Below are 17513 nucleotides of genomic sequence, written 5' to 3'. Positions count from 1 at the left end.
GCAGCGCTCAATCGTCTCCCGTCCCCTGCGCCGCCACCTTGCCGCCGCGCCGGCCGCGGCCGGTGACCAGTCGCCAGCCGCTCATGACCGAGCGGAAGACGAAGCGGATCAGCGTCAGGAACAGCACCACCTCCACCAGCCCCATCACCACCGCGCCCGCCGTCGACCAGCGCGCCTCGCGCCGATGGAACTTATCCATGAAGCTGTCGCGCTTGATCTCGATGCTGTCGTAGAAGCTCGGCACCATCAGCAGCGTCAGGAAGGTCGACGTGATCGTCCCGCCAATGATGGCCACCGCCATCGGCCGGTAGAACTCACCGCCCTCGCCCACCCCCACCGCCACCGGCAGCATGCCCGCGATCAGCGCGAAGGTCGTCATCAGGATCGGCCGGAAGCGCTTGCGCCCCGCATGCATCAGCGCCTCCTCGCGCGGCACGCCGGCCGCCTCCTCCTGGCGCGCCGCGTCCAGCAGCAGGATCGCGTTCTTCGCCACCAGACCTGCCAGCATGATGATCCCGATGAAGCTCATCAGGTTCAGCGTCCCCTTGGTCAGCAGCAGCGCCACCACCACCCCGATCAGCGACAGCGGCAACGACAGCATCACCCCCAGCGGCGCCGTGAAGCTGCCGAACTGCATCACCAGGATCAGATACATCAGGCCGATGCCCGAGATCAGCGCCACGAACATCGCGCTGAACACTTCCTGCTGATCCTTGGCCGCACCCGCCAGTTCAATCCCGTAGCCCGGCGGGAAGTTGATCGACTTGGCCAGCTTCAGCGCATCGCCCGTGACCTCGCCCGGCGAGCGCCCATGCGCATTGGCCGACACCGCGATCATCCGCTTGCCGTCCGCGTGCTGGATCTTCGCCGGCCCCTTGCCCATCGTCACCGTCGCGATCTGCTCCAGCGGCACCATCATCCCGGCGCCGCTGACCGCGATCGGCAGGCGCTCGATGTTGCTCGCGTCGACGCGATCCTCCGGCGCGAGCCGCACCGCCACATCGCGCGTCTCGCCGCTCGGGTCGATCCAGTCACCGACCTCCACGCCGGCGAAGGCCACCCGCAGCGCGCTCGCCGCATCGCCCACCGAGATGCCCAGCGTATTCGCCAGGCCGCGGTTCAGCTCGATCTGCAGCTCATTCTGCGGATCCTGCTCCGACAGCCCCACGTCCACCGCGCCCGGCACGCGGCGCAGCTTCTCCATGTAGTCGGTCGTGATCTCCATCAGCTTGCGCGAGTCCGCACCCGAGAAGCGGATCTGCACCGGCTTCTGCGCGCCGTTGTTCAGGTCGTCGAGCACCACGTACTCCGCCCCGACCAGCCGCGCCACCCGCGCGCGCAGGTCCGCCGCGATCTCGCCCGCGCTGCGCTTGCGCTGCGTGCTCTTGCCCAGGTCCACGTAGACGCGGCCGCCGCTGGCGTTGACGCTCTCATTGGTGGCCACCACCTCGGGGATCTCGCGCGCCAGCGCCGACGCCGCGCCCATCTTCAGCCGCGCGTACTCCAGGCTGGCCGAGGCCGGCGTGCGCACCTCGATGGCGATGGTCCCCGAGTCCGACGCCGGCAGGAAGCTCGTGCCGCCGAAGGTCGACTGCAGCGCGATCGCGCCGACGAAGCTCAGGATCGCGAACGCGGCCATCCACTTGCGGTGATGCAGCGCCCAGGCGATCACGTGGCCGTAGCGATCGGCCTGATGGTCGAACCACTCGTTGAACGCATGCAGCCGCCTCGAGACGAAATTCGTCTTCGGCGCCGCGTGATGTCCCGGCGGGTCGCCCCAGAAGGCCGACAGCATCGGGTCCAGCGTGAACGAGATGAACAGCGACACCAGCACCGAGGCCACCACCGTCAGGCCGAAGGGCCGGAACCATTCGCCCGACACGCCCGGCATGAAGGCCACCGGGATGAACACGGCCACGATGGAGAAGGTGGTCGCCGCCACGGCCAGGCCGATCTCGGCCGTGCCCTTGAGCGCCGCGGTGCGTCGATCGGCACCGCGCTCCATGTGGCGCACGATGTTCTCGCGCACCACGATCGCGTCGTCAATCAGCACCCCGATCGCCAGCGACAGCCCCAGCAGGCTCATGAAGTTCAGCGTGAAGCCGCACAGCCACACCGCGATGAAGGCCGCGATCACCGAGGTCGGCAGCGACAGCGCCGTGATCATGGTCGAGCGCCACGAGTTCAGGAACACGTAGACCACGAAGATGGTCAGCCCCGCCCCGAACACCAGCGCGTGGATCACGTTGTTGAGGCTGTCCTGCGCATCACGCCCGCCGTCCTGCACCACTTCGAGCTTGGTGCCCTTGGGCAGCGTCGCGTTGATCTCGTCGACCAGATGGCGCACTTCCTTGGCCACGCTCACCGTCGACGCGTCGCGCGAGCGCGTGACCATGATCCCGACGTTCGGATGGCCGTTGCGCACCGACAGGCCGGTCTGCTCCGCGAAGCCGTCCTGCACCGTCGCCACCTGCCCCAGCCGGATCAGCTCGTTGCCCGCGCGCTTGACCACGATCTGGTTGAAATCGGCCGGCGACTCGATGCGGCCCAGCAGCCGGATGCTCTGGTCCTCGAGCTGGCCGCGCACCTTGCCCACCGGCGCCGTCGTGTTCTGCATCCGCAGCGCGTTGACGACCTCGGTGACCGAGACATTGAATTCACGCAGCTTCTGCGCGTTCAGCAGCACCGACAGCTCGCGCTTGAGCGAGCCGTTGACCGTCACCGTCGCCGCGCCGGGAATGGCGCGGAAGCGGTCGGCGAACTGGTCCTCCGCCATGCGCGAGATCTCGGCATGCGACTGGCTGCTGGACGACAGCGCCAGCTGCATGATCGGCTGCGCCGACGGGTCCACGCGCTGCAGCACCGGCTCGCGCATCTCGGTGGGCAGCTTGTGCCGCACCGCGGCGATCGCGTTGCGGACCTCGTCGGCCGCCTCGATCATGTTCTTGTCGAAGTTGAAGAACAGCAGCAGCTGCGCCGAGCCCTCGCTCGACGTCGAGCGCACCTCGTTCACGCCGGAGATGCTCTGCAGCGACTTCTCGATGCGGTTGACGATCTCGCGCTCGGAAGTCTCCGGCGACGCGCCGGGATAGCTGATGCTGACCACCAGCAGCGGCAGGTCCACGTCGGGCCGTTCGTTGACACGCAGCTTGGACAAGGCCAGCAGGCCCAGGGCCATCAAGCCGATGATGATCACGATCATCGCGATCGGCTTCTTGACCGAGAAATTGGACAGGAACATGGCTCAGGCTCCTTCGCGCATCACTGGGCCGAGGCGGCCGAGGCCAGCGGCGCCGGCACGGGCGCGGCCACCGGCACGGCGGTCTTGCCGCCCGACGGCGCGCCGCTGGCCACTGTCGTGCCGGCCCCGCCGGCGGCCACGGCCGCCTTGCTCAGCTCGACCCGCTGGCCGTTGATCAGCGTGCTGGTCGGATTGCGCAGGATGCGGTCGCCCTGCTTCACGCCGCCAGTGACCACATACAGGCCTTGACGGTCGTCGCGCGCGCCCAGGTTGACCGGGGACTTCGCCACCTTGCCGCCGTCGATGCGCCAGACATAGGCCTTGTCGCCCTCGCGCACCAGCGCGCCGTCGGCCACCATCAGCGCCGAGACACTGCTCGTCTGCACGCGGCCCTCGGCATACAGGCCGGCCACGCCGGGCTGCTGCGCGCCGGCGAAGTCCACCAGCACCTCGACCTGGCGCGTGCTCGCGTTGGCGGCCTGGGCGATGCGGCGCACCTTGCCCTCGAAATCCACCTGCGGATAGCCGTTGACGCGGAAGTAGACCGTCTGACCGAGCTTGATCTCGGACATGCGGTCGGCGGAGACCAGCCCCTCGAAGCGCATCGAAGCCGGGTCCATCACCTTGATCAATTCCTTGCCGAGCTGCGCCGAATCGCCCGGCGACACCTTGCGGTCGCTGACGACGCCGTCGAACGGCGCGCGCACCTCGGTGCGCTGCTGTTGCTGGCGCGCCGTGGCCACACGGGCCCGCGCGGCGACCAGATCGCTCTGCGCGTTGTTGCGGCGGATCTCGGCGTCCTCCATCGCCTGGATGGAGCTCATGCCCTGCGCCTGCAGCGTCTTCAGGCGCTGGTACTGGCGCTCGGCCTGCTCGAAGCTCTGCGCGGCAGCCCGCGCGGATTCGTCGGCGGACTGCACGGTGTCGCGGATGGCGGTGTCGTCCAGCCGCACGAGCAGGTCGCCGCGCTTCACGCGCTCGCCGTTCTCCTTGTAGACCTGCAGCACGATGGCCTGCAGTTCGGCGCGCAGGTCGGCGCGGCGTTCCGGCTGGATGGAGCCGGTGATGACCGGGCCGCTGGCGTATTCGCTCACCCCCAGCGTCTGCACGTCTTCGGCGGCCACCAGCAGGCTGGGCGCGCTGGCCGCCTGCGCGGCGGGCGATGCCTGCTTGTCGGGAGACGGTTTCCCGCAGCCGGCCAGCAGCGAGACGACGACAAGGGCAAGCAGCGACAAACGCAACATGAAGCGGGCTCCGGGGAACGTGGCGGTGACGTAAAGAGATGTTCTTCGTGCGCAGGGCGCAAAAAGGCGCGCTAGCTTAACTTCAACGCCCTTGCATGCAGATGGTCACGGCTGCGTTTCATCCTCGTGAATCTGCGCTTCGTCGCGCCAGCCGTCCACGCGCCCGCCGGCGCTCAGGGTTACCACCGACACCCGCGGTCCGCCTTCGCGCGACTGACGCCTCGCCCCTTGTTCGCCTCGTGTGAACGCGAGCCAGGCAATTGCGCACGCGAGATGGCATTTCTCGGTAGCTGCCCCCTCGACTACGGGGAAAATCCGCCCAACATTGCTGAATGTTAAGAAATAGACTCCGGACGTTTTTTAGCCTTTGGCCTTCTCTTTTTGCCGTTTTGACGTCATGCGCGCACTTTCAATAGCTCATGTGGTGTTCTCCTCCCGCATCGCCGGCGGCGAGCACCATTGCATCGACCTGGCCAACGCCCAGGCCGCGCTGGGTCACACGGTCCACGTGATCGGCCCGGCGGGCTCGGCGATCGAGCACGCGCTCGACGACCGCGTGCGCTATCACGGCCTGCGGCTGCCGCTGCTGCGCGGCCTGCGGGTCAGGCGCCTCACCGCCAAGCTCGGCGCCGAGATCGTCCACGGCCACCTGGGCCCGGCCTGCAAGGCGGCGGCCGCGGCGACCGGCCGCGCGCGCGTGGGCACGCTGCATGTCGGCTACAAGGCGCACCACCATGCGCGGATGGACGCGCTGGTGTGCGTCAATTCGGCCCAGGTCGGTCACCTGAAGGATTTCGACGGCATGCATCGCGTCATCTACAACTGGGCCCCGGAGCGCAGTTCCGCCTGCTGCGCCGCCAAGGCCACCGCGCGCACGCTGCGCGCGGAACTGGGCATTCCCGCGTCGGCGCTGGTCATCGGCTGTGTCGGCCGGCTGCACGCGGCCAAGGGCATGCACACGCTGATCGAGGCCTTCCAGCGCCACGCGCCGGCCCAGGCGCATCTGGTGCTGATCGGCGAGGGCCCGCAGCGCGCCGAACTCGAAGCGCTGCGCAAGGACGATCCCCGCATTCACCTGCTGGGATTCCGCTGGAACGTGGACGAGCTGCTCGGCGAGATGGACCTGTACGTGTCCTCGTCGCGCGAGGAGCAGTTCCCGCTGGCCATCCTGGAAGCGATGCGCGCGCGTCTGCCGATCGTGGCGACGGCCACGCTGGGCGCGCGCGAGATGCTGGATCCCGCCCGCTCGGCCATCGTGCCGGTCGACGACGCGGCCGCGATGGGCCGGGCGATCGCCATGGCGCTGGAGGCGCGCGTGCGCGACAACCGCCGCCCGGTGGAATACGACATGGACCGCTATGACCGCGCCGGCGCGGTGCGGGCCACGCTGGGGCTGTACCACGACGTGCTCGCGCGCCAGGGCGTCGAGATGCACGATCTGGCCGGACTGAGCGTGGAAGACGCGCGTGGTTAAGCGGCCGAAATCGGACTTCTGGACCGTCGGCATCGTCCCTGAGCGCCTGGACCGCCTCACCCCGCAGCGCCTGCGCGAACTGCGCGAGCGCATCGTCTGGATGCCGCCCGCTGGCGACTGGTGCTACTACGCCGATCCTTTCGCGATGCGTGAGGGCGATCAGCTGCATGTCTTCGTCGAGCACTTCGACTACCGGACCAAGCGCGCCGACCTGCAGCGCCTGACGCTGGATCTGCGGGATGGCCGCTGGGGCGCGCCGGAGCCGGTGCTGCGGCAACCCTTTCATCTCTCCTACCCTTTCGTCTTCGAGGACGAGGGGCAGGTCTGGATGGTGCCCGAATCGAGCCAGGCGGAGGAAGTCGCGCTTTATCGCGCGGTGGACGGCCACGCGCGCTCGACGCGATGGGAGCGCGTCCGCGCGCTGCTGCCGGTGCGCGCGGTCGACGCCTCGCTGTTGAAGCACGACGGCCGCTGGTGGATGTTCTACGCGCTCATCGGTCCGGACAAGCAAGACCAGCGCGAGTTGCATGTGGCGTTCGCGGATTCGCTGCAAGGACCGTGGACGCCGCATGCGGCCAATCCGGTCCGCTCGGCGAATGACGGCGCGCGTCCCGCAGGAACGCCCTTCATCGACGCGCAAGGCCATGTGACGCTGCCGGTGCAGGACAGCCGCACCAGCTACGGCGGCGCGGCGCGCTGGGTGCGCTTCGACCGTCTGACGCCGGACACGGTCGAGGTCCGGGCACTGCCCGAGACCTTCACCGGCGACCTGGCCCACGACGGGTTTGCCAGCGGGCTGCACACGATGTCCGCCTGCGGCGACTTCACGCTGATCGACGTCAAGCGGATCGAGCGCTCGCGCCACCGCCAGTGGCTGGACTGGAAGCGCCGCGTGCGGCGCTGGCTGGGCAAGGCCTGACACCACGACGAGCGCCGCATCAACTCCCTCGCCCCCAACAGGGGGAGAGGGCGGGGGAGAGGGGGCTCGTGCCACAGCGCTGCTGCCCTTCGAAGCACCCCCTCTCCCCTGCCCTCTCCCCCCTCGCGGGGGGCGAGGGAGTTCTTGCGCAAAGGCTCTTGCGCCAGCGCTGCGGTTGCTCTCCCCCTTCCTTCCGGGGGCGAGGGGGTTCAGAGCAGTCAGCGCTGATCCATCGACGGGGCGATCTCTTCCAGCGGCTTGCATTCCGCATCGACGCCGAACCGCAGCGCGAGCAGTCCCGCCACGATCACCAACGCCGCGCCGATGCCGTAGCCGATCGCGACGTTGCCGCGCTGGGCGCTCTCCACGAGCCAGCCAAACAGCAGCGGCGCCGCGAAACCGCCCGCCCCCGTCCCCACCGCGTAGAAGATCGCGATCGCCATCGCCCGCATCTCCAGCGGAAACACTTCGCTGACCGTCAGATAGGCGGAGCTCGCCGCCGCCGACGCGAAAAAGAACACCGCCGACCAGCACAGCGCCTGTGAGCGCGCGTCGAGCACGTCCGCGACGAAGGCCGCGCCCGTCGCCGCGAGGCCGACCCCCGCCAACCCATAGGTGAGCGCGATCATGCGGCGCCGGCCGACGCGGTCGAACAGCGGCCCCAGCAGCAGCGGCCCCAGCACGTTCCCCAGCGCGAACGGGAAGATGTACAGCGCCACGCGATGGTCCGGCACGCCATAGAAGCGCGTCAGCACCAGCGCATAGCTGAAGAAGATCGCGTTGTAGAAGAAGGCCTGCGCCAGCATCAGCGACAGCGCCACGCCGCTGCGCACGCGGTAGCGGCGCAGCAGCACGTGCAGCACCTCACGCATCGTCGGCACGGCGCGGCGATGCTCGCGCGCGCTCGAGGCCTCGACCGGCGGCAACGGTCCGTGCTGCGCGGCGACCTCCGCCTCGATGTCCGCGACGATCCGCTGCGCCTCCTCGGCCCGGCCGTGCCGCAGCAGCCATCGCGGGCTCTCCGGCACGTGACGCCGCACCAGCACCATCGCCACCGCCAGGATCGCCCCCATCGCGAATCCCACGCGCCAGCCGCGCACCGGCCCGAGCACGTCCGGATGCAGCAGCACCAGGCTGGACGCCGCTCCCAGCGCGGCGCCGATCCAGAAGCTGCCGTTGATCGCGAGATTCACGCGGCCGCGCACCCGCGCGGGCACCAGTTCATCGATGGCGGAGTTGATCGCCGCGTACTCGCCGCCGATGCCCAGCCCGGTCACGAAGCGGCACAGCGCGAAGAAGGCGAAGTCCGTCGAGAACGCCGTGGCCAATGTCGCCAGCGCATACACGGCGAGCGTCGCCAGGAACAGCCGCTTGCGGCCCAGCCGGTCGGACATCCGTCCGAACACCAGCGCGCCGACGATGGCCCCGGCCAGATACAGCGAGCCCGACCAGCCCACCTGCACGGCGCTGAGCCCGAGCGTGTCGTGCCGCTCCAGCACCGCGCCGACCGAGCCCACCAGCGTGACCTCCAGGCCGTCGAGCACCCAGGCCACGCCCAGTGCGAGCACCACGCGCCAGTGCCAGCGCGACCACGGCAGGCGATCGAGCCTGCGAGCGATATCGAGAGAGGCCGTCATCGACGGCCACAGCGGCAAGAAGCGTTCCGCCCCGCCTTACCGCCCCGCCTTACCGCCCCGCCTTACCGCCTCGCCTTACCGCCTCGCATTGCCGCCTCGCATTGCCGCCTCGCATTGCCGCCTCGCATTGCCGCCTCGCATTGCCGCCTCGCATTGCCGCCCCGCTCGACGGACCGCCCGCGCCCTCCGCCCCCGTTCACTCGTCGATGAAGGTCCAGTTGTCCGCGCCGTCGAAGCGCCGCACGCGCACGCGCTCAAGCAGCTCGCGCGGGAACATCTTCAGGTTGACGCCGTGCCGCTCACCGGCCTTCGGTTCGATCGGCTCCCAGTGCGTCACGCAGCCGCAGTGCCGGCAGCGCATCGTGCGCAGCGACCGGTCGCCCCAGACGTAGTCGGTCAACGCGCCGCCGGCATCCTCGATGCCGACCTCGCCCCAGCCGTAATAGCCCCAGACGCCGCCGAGCCGGTGGCACAGCGAGCAGTTGCAGCTCGTGGCCTTGTCGGGCATCGCCGGCAGCGTCAGCCGCACCGCGCCGCAGTGGCAGGAGCCGTGAAGCAGCCGGTCCATGTCCGCATCGTTCGCATCGTTCGCACTCATGATCCCTGTTCCCTTTCAGCGCCAGGCCGCGGCGGCCTCGTCCCAGACCTCGCGGCTGCGCGCGACCAGCAGTCCGGGTTGCCGGTCGCCGGCCCGGTACGGCGTGCCGTCCAGCCGCGCCGCGTGGCCGCCCGCCTCGGTGATGAACAGCGTCCCCGGCGCGTGGTCCCAGGCCAGCTTGCGCCAGTACAGCGTCGCGTCGAAGCCGCCCTCCGCCAGCGCCGGATACTCCGCGCCCGCGCAATTGAGCCCGGGCAGCAACTCGACGCCCTGCCAGCTCGCCACGCGCTCCTGATGCTCCTGCGGCAGGAATCGCGTCTTGACGACCGCCCGCTTCAGCCCCGGCCCCTGCGCCGCGCGGATGCGCTCGCCCTCGCGCCACGCGCCATGGCCGCGCCGCGCGTGATGCAGCACGCCCGAGATCGGATCCAGCATCCATGCGCCGACGGTCACGCCGTCCTCGAGCAGCGCCACCATCGACGACAGCGGCTCCCGCCCCGAGATGAAGTTGAAGGTGCCATCCAGCGGATCGACCAGCCACACCACGCCCTCGTCGAGCTGGTCCAGCAGCTCCGGCGTCTCGGCGCATTGCTCCTCGCCGACCACCCGCGAGCCCGGCGCGATCGCGCGCAGCTCGGGCGTCAGGAAGGCTTCGACCTCGCGGTCCACCGTCGTGACCCACTCGCCGGGCGCCTTCTGCATCACCTCGTCGTCCGCCAGGTTGCGGAAGCGCGGCGCGATCCAGGTCGAGGCGGCATGCCGCAGCAGCGCGGCGACAGGGTCAGGGCTTGCAGGCGGGGTCGTGGTCGGATTCATCCGGACATGCTACCCGCAGCGGCATGCCCCCTGCGGCGGCACCCGCGACAACCGGAGGGTCCGGCTCAGCACTTGCGACGTGCCGAATCAGCCGTTTGCCGATGGGCCCGCGGCGCCCCCCGCCCTAGGCTTGCAGCACATCCACGGACCTCCCGGTCTCCCGCCATCACAAGGCTCACGCATGATCGACGCCGCGCTCAAGCAGGTCGCCCACCAGCTGAACCAGCACTTCCGTCACCGCTTCGGCGGCGATGAAGACCTGGTCGTGCTGAGCAATCTGCTCGAGCAGAACGGCGGCCCGGTGCCGCTGGCGCAGAACAAGCTGGTGCTGTTCCTGGCCGGCATCGAGCGCGACGTCATCGCCCATCGCGCGCTGCCGCCTGGCGGCTTGCAGCCGCGCACGCTGACGCCGGAGCCGGTCTATCTGAACCTGCTGGTGATGTGCGCCGCCAACTTCAGCGGCACCAATTACGCCGAGGCGCTCAAGTGCCTGTCCGCCACCATCGCCTTCTTCCAGGCGCGGCCGGTGCTCGACCACCAGAACTGCCCCGGCATGGACAGCGCGCTGGAGCGCCTGACGCTGAACATCGAGAACCTCAGCAGCGCCGAAATGCACAGCCTCTGGTCCATCCACAGCGGCCGCTACCTGCCCTCGGTGATGTACCGGGTGCGGCTGGTCAGCGTCGATGGCCAGTGGGCGCGCGGGCGCGACATCCTCATCGGCCAGACCGACGTGCGGGGGTCGCTGTCATGAGCGCCATGACCGCGCCGCTGCGCTTCGTCGAGCTGCTGCGCCTGCGCGTGGAGCACGAGTACTTCGATGGCGGCCTGGCGCGCGGGCTGCGTTTCGAGCCCGAGCCCGCCTGCGCCGCGTGGCTGGGGCGGCACGGTCTGATCGCCCGCCAGCGCGACGGCGCGCTGTTGCTCGCGGCGGCCGAGCCGCAGCTGCCCGCGCTGCATCAGGAGCTGCGCGCCGCCGCCACGCTCGGCCAGGACCTGCTGGCCTGGCGGCTGCTGGCCGCCGATCCGGCGCACGCGATGTACACCGACCGCCGCACGCCGGGGCGCGTGGCGGCCGGCATCGGCGATCTGCCCGGCCTGGACGCCTGGGCCGCCGCGCTGCCGCTGCGCACCACGCTGCGCCTGCGCAGCCGGCTCAGCACCTGGAAATACCTGCTGCTGGGCGACTGGCCCAGCCACCCGATCGAGCTGGTCGAGCGCGATGGCCGCGCCGTGTTCCGCCGCGACGAGCCCGAGACGCTGGACGACGGCCGCGTCGCCGCCGTGTTCCGCTCCACGCGCCGGCTGCCGCTGCGCGAGCGCGGCGCGCTGCGCCTGGAGCTGCGCGAAGCCGGCGGCGCCTCGCGCCGGCTGCTGACCCCCGTTCCGCTGGCCGCGCCCGCCGGCCTCATCTGCGAGCACCGCAACGGCCGCCGCCGGCCGGTCCACGAAATCTTCCTCAACCGCTGAAAGCCGAAGGAGCCAGCCATGGCCGTGATGAAAACGCCTGGTGTCTACATCGTCGAGAAGAACGCCTTCCCCAACTCGGTGGTGGAAGTCGCCACCGCCGTGCCGGCGTTCATCGGCCACACCGAATACGCCGACAACCGCAACGTGCCGCTGGCGATGAAGCCCTGGCGCATCAGCTCGATGGCCGAGTACCACCAGTTCTTCGGCGGACCGCCCCAGCCGGTGTTCAAGATCGTCGCCGCGGACAAGGACAACCCGGCGGAGTTCCAGGCCGCGCCCGCGCCCGACCAGGACGCCACCGGCTTCGTCATGCGCCAGGCCGATGGCGCCGAAGGCGGCCAGTACGCGCTCTACCAGGCGCTGCGTCACTTCTATCAGAACGGCGGCGGGCCCTGCTACATCGTCTCGGTGGGCAGCTACAAGGACGAGCTGGACAAGGAGCTGATGGTCAAGGGCATCGACGAGCTGCTCAAGGAGCAGGAGCCCACCATGGTGCTGGTGCCCGAGGCCGTGCGGCTGAAGACGATCGACGACTGCAAGGACGTGCAGCAGGCCATGCTGGCGCATTGCGGCGGCAGGATGCGCAGCCGCATCGCGATCCTGGACATCTACGGCGGCGACAAGCCGCTCAACGACAACGCGGCGCCGGTCGACACCTTCCGCGACAAGCTGGGCATCAACTACCTGGACTTCGCCGTCGCCTACTACCCTTGGCTCAACACCTCGATCGTGGGCGAGAAGGACCTCAGCTTCGAGAACATCCACAAGGACAGCGTCGCCCAGCTCAAGCAGCTGATGCGCGCCGAACTGCGCCTGGCGGACCCGCTGCCGCCCGACGCCCCGGCCCGCGACAAGGCCATGGCCGAGGCCATCGCCGGCATCGACGCCGACTTCGAGGCCCAGGTCAAGGCCGCCTTCGACGACCAGAAGAAGGCCGATCCCAAGGCCAAGGACCCCACGCCCGACCAGATCAAGGCCGGCGTGCTGGCGCGCAAGGCGCTGCTCAACAAGACGCTGAGCACTGCCAGCGGCGTCTTCAACACCGTGCTGGCCCAGGCCCGCCGCCACCTCAACGTCATGCCGCCCGGGCCCGCCATGGCCGGCGTCTACACGATGGTGGACAACAGCCGCGGCGTCTGGAAGGCGCCCGCCAACGTCAGCCTGGCCGGCGTCATCTCGCCCACGGTCAGCATCTCCGCGGAGCAGCAGGAGGATCTCAACGTCACCGCGCAGGGCAAGTCCATCAACGCCATCCGCAGCTTCATCGGCGAGGGCGTGCTGGTGTGGGGCGCGCGCACCCTGGACGGCAACAGCCTGGACTGGCGCTACGTCAACGTGCGCCGCACGATGATCATGCTCGAGGAGTCCTGCAAGCTCGCCGCCAAGGCGCTGGTATTCGAGCCCAACACGGCCAACACCTGGGTGACGATCAAAAGCATGATCGGCAACTTCCTCACCGGCATCTGGAAGCGCGGCGGTCTCATGGGCGCGGTGCCGGAGGACGCGTTCAGCGTCCACGTCGGCCTGGGCGAGACCATGACCCCCGACGACGTCCTCGAAGGGATCTTGCGCGTGACCGTGCTCGTGGCCATGGTGCGGCCAGCCGAGTTCATCGAGCTCACCTTCCAGCAGCAGATGCCCAAGTCCTGAGCCCCGCGCACGGACCTGAATTCCCGCATCCATCGACCCTCACGGAGCAACCGAAATGGCTGATGACGGTTCCAAGCAATCCACCAATGTCTGGCCCCTGCCCAAGTTCTACTTCCAGGTGAAGTGGGACTCCGCCGTGCTGTCCTTCGAGGAGGTCTCGGGGCTGGACGTCGAGGCCCAGCCCATCGAGTACCGGCATGGCGACAGCCCGGTGTTCGCGCCCATCAAGATGCCGGGCCTCAAGAAGTACGGCAACGTCACGATGAAGAAGGGCGTGTTCAAGTCGGACAACAAGTTCTGGGACTGGTTCAACCAGATCAAGATGAACACGATCAAGCGGCTGCCGGTGACGATCAGCCTGCTCGACGAGGAAGGCAAACCCACCATGGTGTGGACGCTGACCAATGCGTGGCCGACCAAGATCACCGGCACCGACCTGAAGGCCGAGGGCAACGAGGTCGCCGTCGAGACGATCGAGATCGTCCACGAAGGCCTGACCATCGCCAACGCCTGACGGAGCCGCCATGCCGGGCCCGATCGACTTCCTGCAGATCGTCAGCGGCGAGAACAAGCCGCCGCGCGACGATCCGCCGCCGGCCTTCGCCTTCCAGGTCGAGTTCTTCAACGGCCGCCCGTTCCCGGGGCCGTTGATCTGCTCCTTCCAGGAGGTCTCGGGCCTGGAGCTGGCGCTGGAGACCGAGGAGCTGGCCGAGGGCGGCGAGAACGCCTTCGTGCATCAGCTGCCCTCGCGCGCGAAGGCGCGGCGGCTGACGCTCAAGCGCGGCCTGGTGCAGCGCGGCTCGGCCTTCGTCGAGTGGGTGAGGCTGAGCCTGTGGGGCGGCCTGGAAATCCCGCTGCAGCCGGCCGACGTCAAGGTCCAGCTGCTGGACGAGAAGCGCTCGCCGCGGCTGGTCTGGGTGTGCCAGGGCGCCTACCCGGTGCGCTGGACGATGGACCCGTTCGAATCGACCCGCAACGAGGCCGCGATCGAGGAGATCGAACTGGCCTACCGCGAATGCCTGGTGCTGCCATGACGCTCGAAGTCCGCCAACTGGTGCTGCGCGCGCAGGTGCGCGACGACGGGGACGATGACGACGGCCCGGACGATGCGCCGCCGGCCGGCAAGACCAGCAGCGGCTGCGGCGGCGGGGCCGGCGATCCCTGCGAGGACAAGGAGGCGCTGAAGGAGGAGATCCTCGCCGCCTGCCAGGTGTGGCTGCGCGAACAGCTGCGTCTGCTCGACGAGCGCTGAACCATGGCCAAGCAAGCCCTGACCCTGACCGCGCTGAACGTGACCGAGGACCCGCCCCAACCCGCCGGCGAGTCCTACGGGCTGATGATCAACCCGGCCGAGTTCTCGCATTCGCGCAGCATTTGCTACAACACCCGCAAGACGCTGGGGCAGACCAGCAACCCGGCGCGCTTCTCGGCGATGAATCCGGACCAGATCTCGTTCAGCGTCGTCTTCGACGGCACCGGCGTGATCCCGTCGCGGCCTGGCCAGGTCAACGACGTCGCCGCGCAGATCGACGCGATGTGCCGGGTCATCTACGACTACAGCAGCGCCGACCATGAGCCCAATCACCTGCGCGTGGCCTGGGGCAAGCTCAGTTTCGATTGCCGGCTCACCAGCTTCGACACCACTTACACGCTCTTCAAGTCCAGCGGCGCGCCGCTGCGCGCACGGGTCGAACTGGCGCTGACCGGCTTCGCGACGCCGCAGGACGCGGCCCTCGAGGCCAACCCCTCGTCGCCGGACCTGAGTCACAGCGTGCTGGTCGTCGACGGCGACACGCTGCCGCTGCTGTGCCTGCGCATCTATGGCGACGCGCGCTACTACCCCGAGGTCGCGGCCTTCAACGGCCTGTCCGGCTTCCGCCGCCTGCAGCCGGGCCAGCGGCTGCACTTCCCGCCGCTGGCCTGAGGAGACCGACGATGCCCGCCGACCTGCCCAGTCCCGCCCAGTCCGACGCCGGCCCGCTGCGCGTGACGGTCTCGTGCAATGGCACGGCCAAGCCCGGCCTGCCGCTGGTGTCGGTGACCGTGCGCCATGAACTCAACCTGATCTCCTCGGCGCTGATCGTGATCGCCGACGGCGACATGCCCGCCCGCGAGGTGCCGATCGGCGGCGGTCCGCTGTTCCGTCCGGGCACCCCGATCACCATCCGGGCCGGCTATGGCGACGACGAGGTCGAGATCTTCCGCGGCGAGGTCGTGCGCCTGAGTTTCAAGGTGGGCGGCAACAACTTCAGCCGCGTCGAGATCGACTGCCGCCACACCGCCTACCGCGCCACGCTGGGCCGTCGCAGCGCCCACTACGTCGACCAGACCGACAGCGCGATCATCGAGTCGCTGCTCGGCCGCCATGGCCTGTCGCACCAGGTCACCTCGACCTCGGTCCGGCATCCCGAGCTGGCCCAGCACTACTGCAGCGACTGGGACTTCGTGGTCGCGCGCGCCGATGCGATGGGCCTGGTGCTGCACATGGCGGGCGGCGGCCTGGTCGTCGAGCCGCCCGCCTTCGATGGCGAGCCGGTGCTCGGCGTGACCTGGGGACGGGACCTGATGGAGTTCAACGTCGACATCGACGCCCGCACGCAGTGGGCCTCGGTGCAGGCGGCCAGCTGGGACCCCTCGCAGCAGGACCTGATGCAGGGCGAGTCCAAGACCCCGGTCGATCCGCCCGAGCCCGGCGACCTCCCCGGCTCGGACCTGGCCGCGGTCGGCGCGGTCGATCCGCTGTCGCTGCAGAGCTGCGCGCCGCTGGCCAAGGACGCGCTCGACGCCTGGGCCGCCGCGGCGCAGATGCGTGCCACGCTGGCGCGCCGGCGCGGGCGGCTGGCCTTCCAGGGCAGCGCGCGGGCGGTGCCGGGCGCGGTGATGCAGCTCTCGGGCGTCGGGCCGCGCTTCGGTGGCCGCGTCTACCTCAGCGCCGTGCGCCACGAGCTGGCAGACGGCAACTGGCTCACCCACGCCGAGTTCGGACGCCCGGCCGACTGGCACGTCGAGCGCCGCGACCTCGTCGCACCGCTGAACGGCGGCCTGCTGCCCGGCATCGGCGGCCTGCATGCCGGCGTGGTGATGAAGCTGGACGAGGATCCGCTCGGCGAGCTGCGCATCCAGGTCAGGCTGCCCGCGCTGCAGGTCCAGACGCCCGGCATCTGGGCGCGCCTGGCGCAGGGGCACGCGTCGTCGGGCTTCGGCCACTTCTTCGTGCCCGAGATCGGCGACGAGGTGCTGGTGGGTTTCCTCAACGACGACCCGTCCTACCCGGTGGTGCTGGGGTCGCTCTACAGCAGCAGCCGCGCGATGCCCTACACGCCGGATGCGAAGAACGACATCAAGGCCATCGTCACCCGCTGCCTGCACCGCATCGAGTTCAACGAGCAGGACAAGGTGATCACCATCGTCACGCCGGCGAAGAACACCGTGGTGCTGGACGACAAGAACAAGCGCATCCGGCTCGAGGACCAGAACGGCAACAGCGTCGAGCTGGCGCCGGACGGCATCGCGCTGGACAGCCCCAAGGCTATCACGCTGACGGCCGGCACGGCCATGACGCTCAAGGCCAAGACCGGCATGACGCTGAGCTGCGAGGCCGACATCGACGCCAGCGGCGCCAACATCAAGGCCGAGGCCAGGATCGGCTTCACCGGCAAGGGCTCGGCGACGGCGGAGCTGTCCGCGGCCGGGCAGACCACCGTCAAGGGCGGCATGGTCATGATCAATTGAGGAGCGCCGCCATGCCGCCCGCCGCCCGCATCAGCGACCTGCACACCTGCCCGATGCAGACGCCCGGCCTGCCGCCGATCCCGCATGTCGGCGGACCCGTGATCGGCCCCTGCGTGCCGACCGTGCTGGTGGGCAAGCTGCCGGCGGCGGTGGTGGGGGACAGCGCCGTCTGCGTCGGTCCGCCCGACAGCATCGTGCAGGGCTCGGCCACCGTGATGATCGGCGGCAAGCCAGCGGCGCGCATGGGCGACACCACGGCGCATGGCGGCAAGATCGCGCTGGGCCTGTTCACCGTCCTCATCGGAGGCTGACATGAACTTCCTGGGCCGCGGCTGGAGCTTTCCGCCCCGATTCGACGCCGACCGCCGCGCGGTCATGGTGGCGGGCATCGAGGACATCGAGGAGAGCCTGCGCATCCTGTTCAGGACGCGGCGCGGCGAGCGCGTGATGCAGCATGCCTACGGCACGCTGCTGCATCAGATGGTCTTCGAGGAGATCACCGACCAGACGCTGACCGAGCTGCGCGTGATGCTGGAGAAGGCCGTCCTGTACTTCGAGCCGCGCATCGCGCTGGAGCGGCTGGACATCCGCGTCTCCCCGGACGATCTGGGCACGCTGCTGCTGCAGCTCGAGTACCGCGTGCGCACGACCAACACGCGGCACAACATGGTCTATCCGCTGTATCTGGATCAGGCCACCCATCCGGTGATCTCCGGCTGACCGCGAGGACGC

Annotated in this window: 17 protein-coding genes; 12 read left to right on the top strand and 5 right to left on the bottom strand. The window is 69.5% G+C overall.

Features of this window, described 5'->3' with window-relative positions; all coding sequences use genetic code 11:
- Positions 1–7: 7 nt before the first annotated feature.
- Together ABDW61_RS22375 and ABDW61_RS22370 are read right to left on the bottom strand one after the other, a co-directional pair.
- Entirely contained in the window at positions 8–3241 is a 3234-nt protein-coding gene (locus ABDW61_RS22375; RefSeq protein WP_343641893.1) for an efflux RND transporter permease subunit, read from the bottom strand.
- A gap of 20 nt (positions 3242–3261) precedes the next feature.
- Positions 3262–4485, bottom strand: coding sequence for an efflux RND transporter periplasmic adaptor subunit (locus ABDW61_RS22370; RefSeq protein WP_343641892.1), 1224 nt, complete (start codon positions 4483–4485; stop codon positions 3262–3264).
- 421 nt (positions 4486–4906) lie between these two features.
- On the opposite strand from ABDW61_RS22370, the gene ABDW61_RS22365 reads away from it, so the two are divergent.
- Both ABDW61_RS22365 and ABDW61_RS22360 read left to right on the top strand, forming a co-directional pair.
- Positions 4907–5959, top strand: a complete 1053-nt coding sequence (locus tag ABDW61_RS22365; RefSeq protein ID WP_343641891.1) for a glycosyltransferase — start codon at positions 4907–4909, stop codon at positions 5957–5959.
- Entirely contained in the window at positions 5952–6878 is a 927-nt protein-coding gene (locus ABDW61_RS22360) for a hypothetical protein (protein ID WP_343641889.1), read from the top strand. Before ABDW61_RS22365 ends, ABDW61_RS22360 begins: the two co-directional genes overlap by 8 nt.
- Before the next feature lie 218 nt (positions 6879–7096).
- Here ABDW61_RS22360 and ABDW61_RS22355 read toward each other — a convergent pair whose 3' ends face one another.
- From ABDW61_RS22355 to ABDW61_RS22345, 3 genes are all read right to left on the bottom strand, one after another.
- Complete coding sequence (locus tag ABDW61_RS22355) at positions 7097–8515, bottom strand: MFS transporter (RefSeq protein ID WP_343641887.1); 1419 nt, start codon at positions 8513–8515, stop codon at positions 7097–7099.
- 196 nt (positions 8516–8711) lie between these two features.
- Positions 8712–9113, bottom strand: a complete 402-nt coding sequence (locus tag ABDW61_RS22350; RefSeq protein WP_343641885.1) for a hypothetical protein — start codon at positions 9111–9113, stop codon at positions 8712–8714.
- A 15-nt stretch (positions 9114–9128) separates the two neighbouring features.
- Positions 9129–9929 (bottom strand): inositol monophosphatase, encoded by an 801-nt coding sequence (locus tag ABDW61_RS22345; RefSeq protein WP_343641883.1) that lies wholly within the window; start codon positions 9927–9929, stop codon positions 9129–9131.
- A gap of 181 nt (positions 9930–10110) precedes the next feature.
- Here ABDW61_RS22345 and ABDW61_RS22340 point away from each other — a divergent pair, with 181 nt between their 5' ends.
- The 10 genes from ABDW61_RS22340 to ABDW61_RS22295 are packed head-to-tail and all read left to right on the top strand — an operon-like array spanning position 10111 to position 17501.
- Positions 10111–10683 (top strand): DUF4255 domain-containing protein, encoded by a 573-nt coding sequence (locus ABDW61_RS22340; protein ID WP_343641881.1) that lies wholly within the window; start codon positions 10111–10113, stop codon positions 10681–10683.
- A complete protein-coding gene (locus ABDW61_RS22335; protein ID WP_343641879.1) occupies positions 10680–11399 on the top strand; it encodes a hypothetical protein in 720 nt (239 codons plus the stop codon). The genes ABDW61_RS22340 and ABDW61_RS22335 overlap by 4 nt, the downstream gene beginning before the upstream one ends.
- 18 nt (positions 11400–11417) lie before the next feature.
- Positions 11418–13049, top strand: a complete 1632-nt coding sequence (locus tag ABDW61_RS22330; RefSeq protein ID WP_343641877.1) for a phage tail sheath C-terminal domain-containing protein — start codon at positions 11418–11420, stop codon at positions 13047–13049.
- Positions 13050–13104: 55 nt separating this feature from the next.
- Positions 13105–13563: a phage tail protein gene (locus ABDW61_RS22325; protein WP_343641876.1), complete on the top strand. Its 459-nt coding sequence runs from the start codon at positions 13105–13107 to the stop codon at positions 13561–13563.
- Positions 13564–13573: 10 nt separating this feature from the next.
- Complete coding sequence (locus tag ABDW61_RS22320; RefSeq protein WP_343641875.1) at positions 13574–14083, top strand: phage tail protein; 510 nt, start codon at positions 13574–13576, stop codon at positions 14081–14083.
- Complete coding sequence (locus tag ABDW61_RS22315) at positions 14080–14301, top strand: DUF5908 family protein (protein WP_343641874.1); 222 nt, start codon at positions 14080–14082, stop codon at positions 14299–14301. Before ABDW61_RS22320 ends, ABDW61_RS22315 begins: the two co-directional genes overlap by 4 nt.
- A 3-nt stretch (positions 14302–14304) precedes the next feature.
- Positions 14305–14973, top strand: coding sequence for a peptidoglycan-binding protein (locus ABDW61_RS22310; RefSeq protein ID WP_343641872.1), 669 nt, complete (start codon positions 14305–14307; stop codon positions 14971–14973).
- Between the two features lie 11 nt (positions 14974–14984).
- Positions 14985–16781, top strand: coding sequence for a type VI secretion system tip protein VgrG (gene vgrG / locus ABDW61_RS22305; RefSeq protein WP_343641871.1), 1797 nt, complete (start codon positions 14985–14987; stop codon positions 16779–16781).
- 11 nt (positions 16782–16792) lie between these two features.
- Positions 16793–17092 carry a PAAR domain-containing protein gene (locus tag ABDW61_RS22300; protein ID WP_343641869.1) on the top strand — a complete coding sequence of 100 codons (300 nt, stop codon included), beginning with the start codon at positions 16793–16795 and terminating at the stop codon, positions 17090–17092.
- A gap of 1 nt (position 17093) precedes the next feature.
- Complete coding sequence (locus ABDW61_RS22295; RefSeq protein WP_343641867.1) at positions 17094–17501, top strand: GPW/gp25 family protein; 408 nt, start codon at positions 17094–17096, stop codon at positions 17499–17501.
- Positions 17502–17513: the final 12 nt, after the last annotated feature.

This window comes from Roseateles sp., assembly GCF_039595595.1.
Lineage (GTDB): Bacteria > Pseudomonadota > Gammaproteobacteria > Burkholderiales > Burkholderiaceae_C > Roseateles.
The sequence above is the reverse complement of the archived record's forward strand: the minus strand, read 5'-3'. Positions and strand labels throughout refer to the sequence as shown.

What these genes read in the sequence shown, in the direction of transcription:
- ABDW61_RS22300 (WP_343641869.1), top strand. Translation starts at nt 16,793, where the DNA reads ATGCCGCCCGCCGCCCGCATCAGCGACCTGCACACCTGCCCGATGCAG.
- ABDW61_RS22340 (WP_343641881.1), top strand. Translation starts at nt 10,111, where the DNA reads ATGATCGACGCCGCGCTCAAGCAGGTCGCCCACCAGCTGAACCAGCAC.
- ABDW61_RS22325 (WP_343641876.1), top strand. Translation starts at nt 13,105, where the DNA reads ATGGCTGATGACGGTTCCAAGCAATCCACCAATGTCTGGCCCCTGCCC.
- ABDW61_RS22320 (WP_343641875.1), top strand. Translation starts at nt 13,574, where the DNA reads ATGCCGGGCCCGATCGACTTCCTGCAGATCGTCAGCGGCGAGAACAAG.
- ABDW61_RS22330 (WP_343641877.1), top strand. Translation starts at nt 11,418, where the DNA reads ATGGCCGTGATGAAAACGCCTGGTGTCTACATCGTCGAGAAGAACGCC.
- ABDW61_RS22375 (WP_343641893.1), bottom strand. Translation starts at nt 3,241, where the DNA reads ATGTTCCTGTCCAATTTCTCGGTCAAGAAGCCGATCGCGATGATCGTG.
- ABDW61_RS22335 (WP_343641879.1), top strand. Translation starts at nt 10,680, where the DNA reads ATGAGCGCCATGACCGCGCCGCTGCGCTTCGTCGAGCTGCTGCGCCTG.
- ABDW61_RS22310 (WP_343641872.1), top strand. Translation starts at nt 14,305, where the DNA reads ATGGCCAAGCAAGCCCTGACCCTGACCGCGCTGAACGTGACCGAGGAC.
- ABDW61_RS22350 (WP_343641885.1), bottom strand. Translation starts at nt 9,113, where the DNA reads ATGAGTGCGAACGATGCGAACGATGCGGACATGGACCGGCTGCTTCAC.
- ABDW61_RS22345 (WP_343641883.1), bottom strand. Translation starts at nt 9,929, where the DNA reads ATGAATCCGACCACGACCCCGCCTGCAAGCCCTGACCCTGTCGCCGCG.
- vgrG (WP_343641871.1), top strand. Translation starts at nt 14,985, where the DNA reads ATGCCCGCCGACCTGCCCAGTCCCGCCCAGTCCGACGCCGGCCCGCTG.
- ABDW61_RS22355 (WP_343641887.1), bottom strand. Translation starts at nt 8,515, where the DNA reads ATGACGGCCTCTCTCGATATCGCTCGCAGGCTCGATCGCCTGCCGTGG.
- ABDW61_RS22370 (WP_343641892.1), bottom strand. Translation starts at nt 4,485, where the DNA reads ATGTTGCGTTTGTCGCTGCTTGCCCTTGTCGTCGTCTCGCTGCTGGCC.
- ABDW61_RS22315 (WP_343641874.1), top strand. Translation starts at nt 14,080, where the DNA reads ATGACGCTCGAAGTCCGCCAACTGGTGCTGCGCGCGCAGGTGCGCGAC.
- ABDW61_RS22295 (WP_343641867.1), top strand. Translation starts at nt 17,094, where the DNA reads ATGAACTTCCTGGGCCGCGGCTGGAGCTTTCCGCCCCGATTCGACGCC.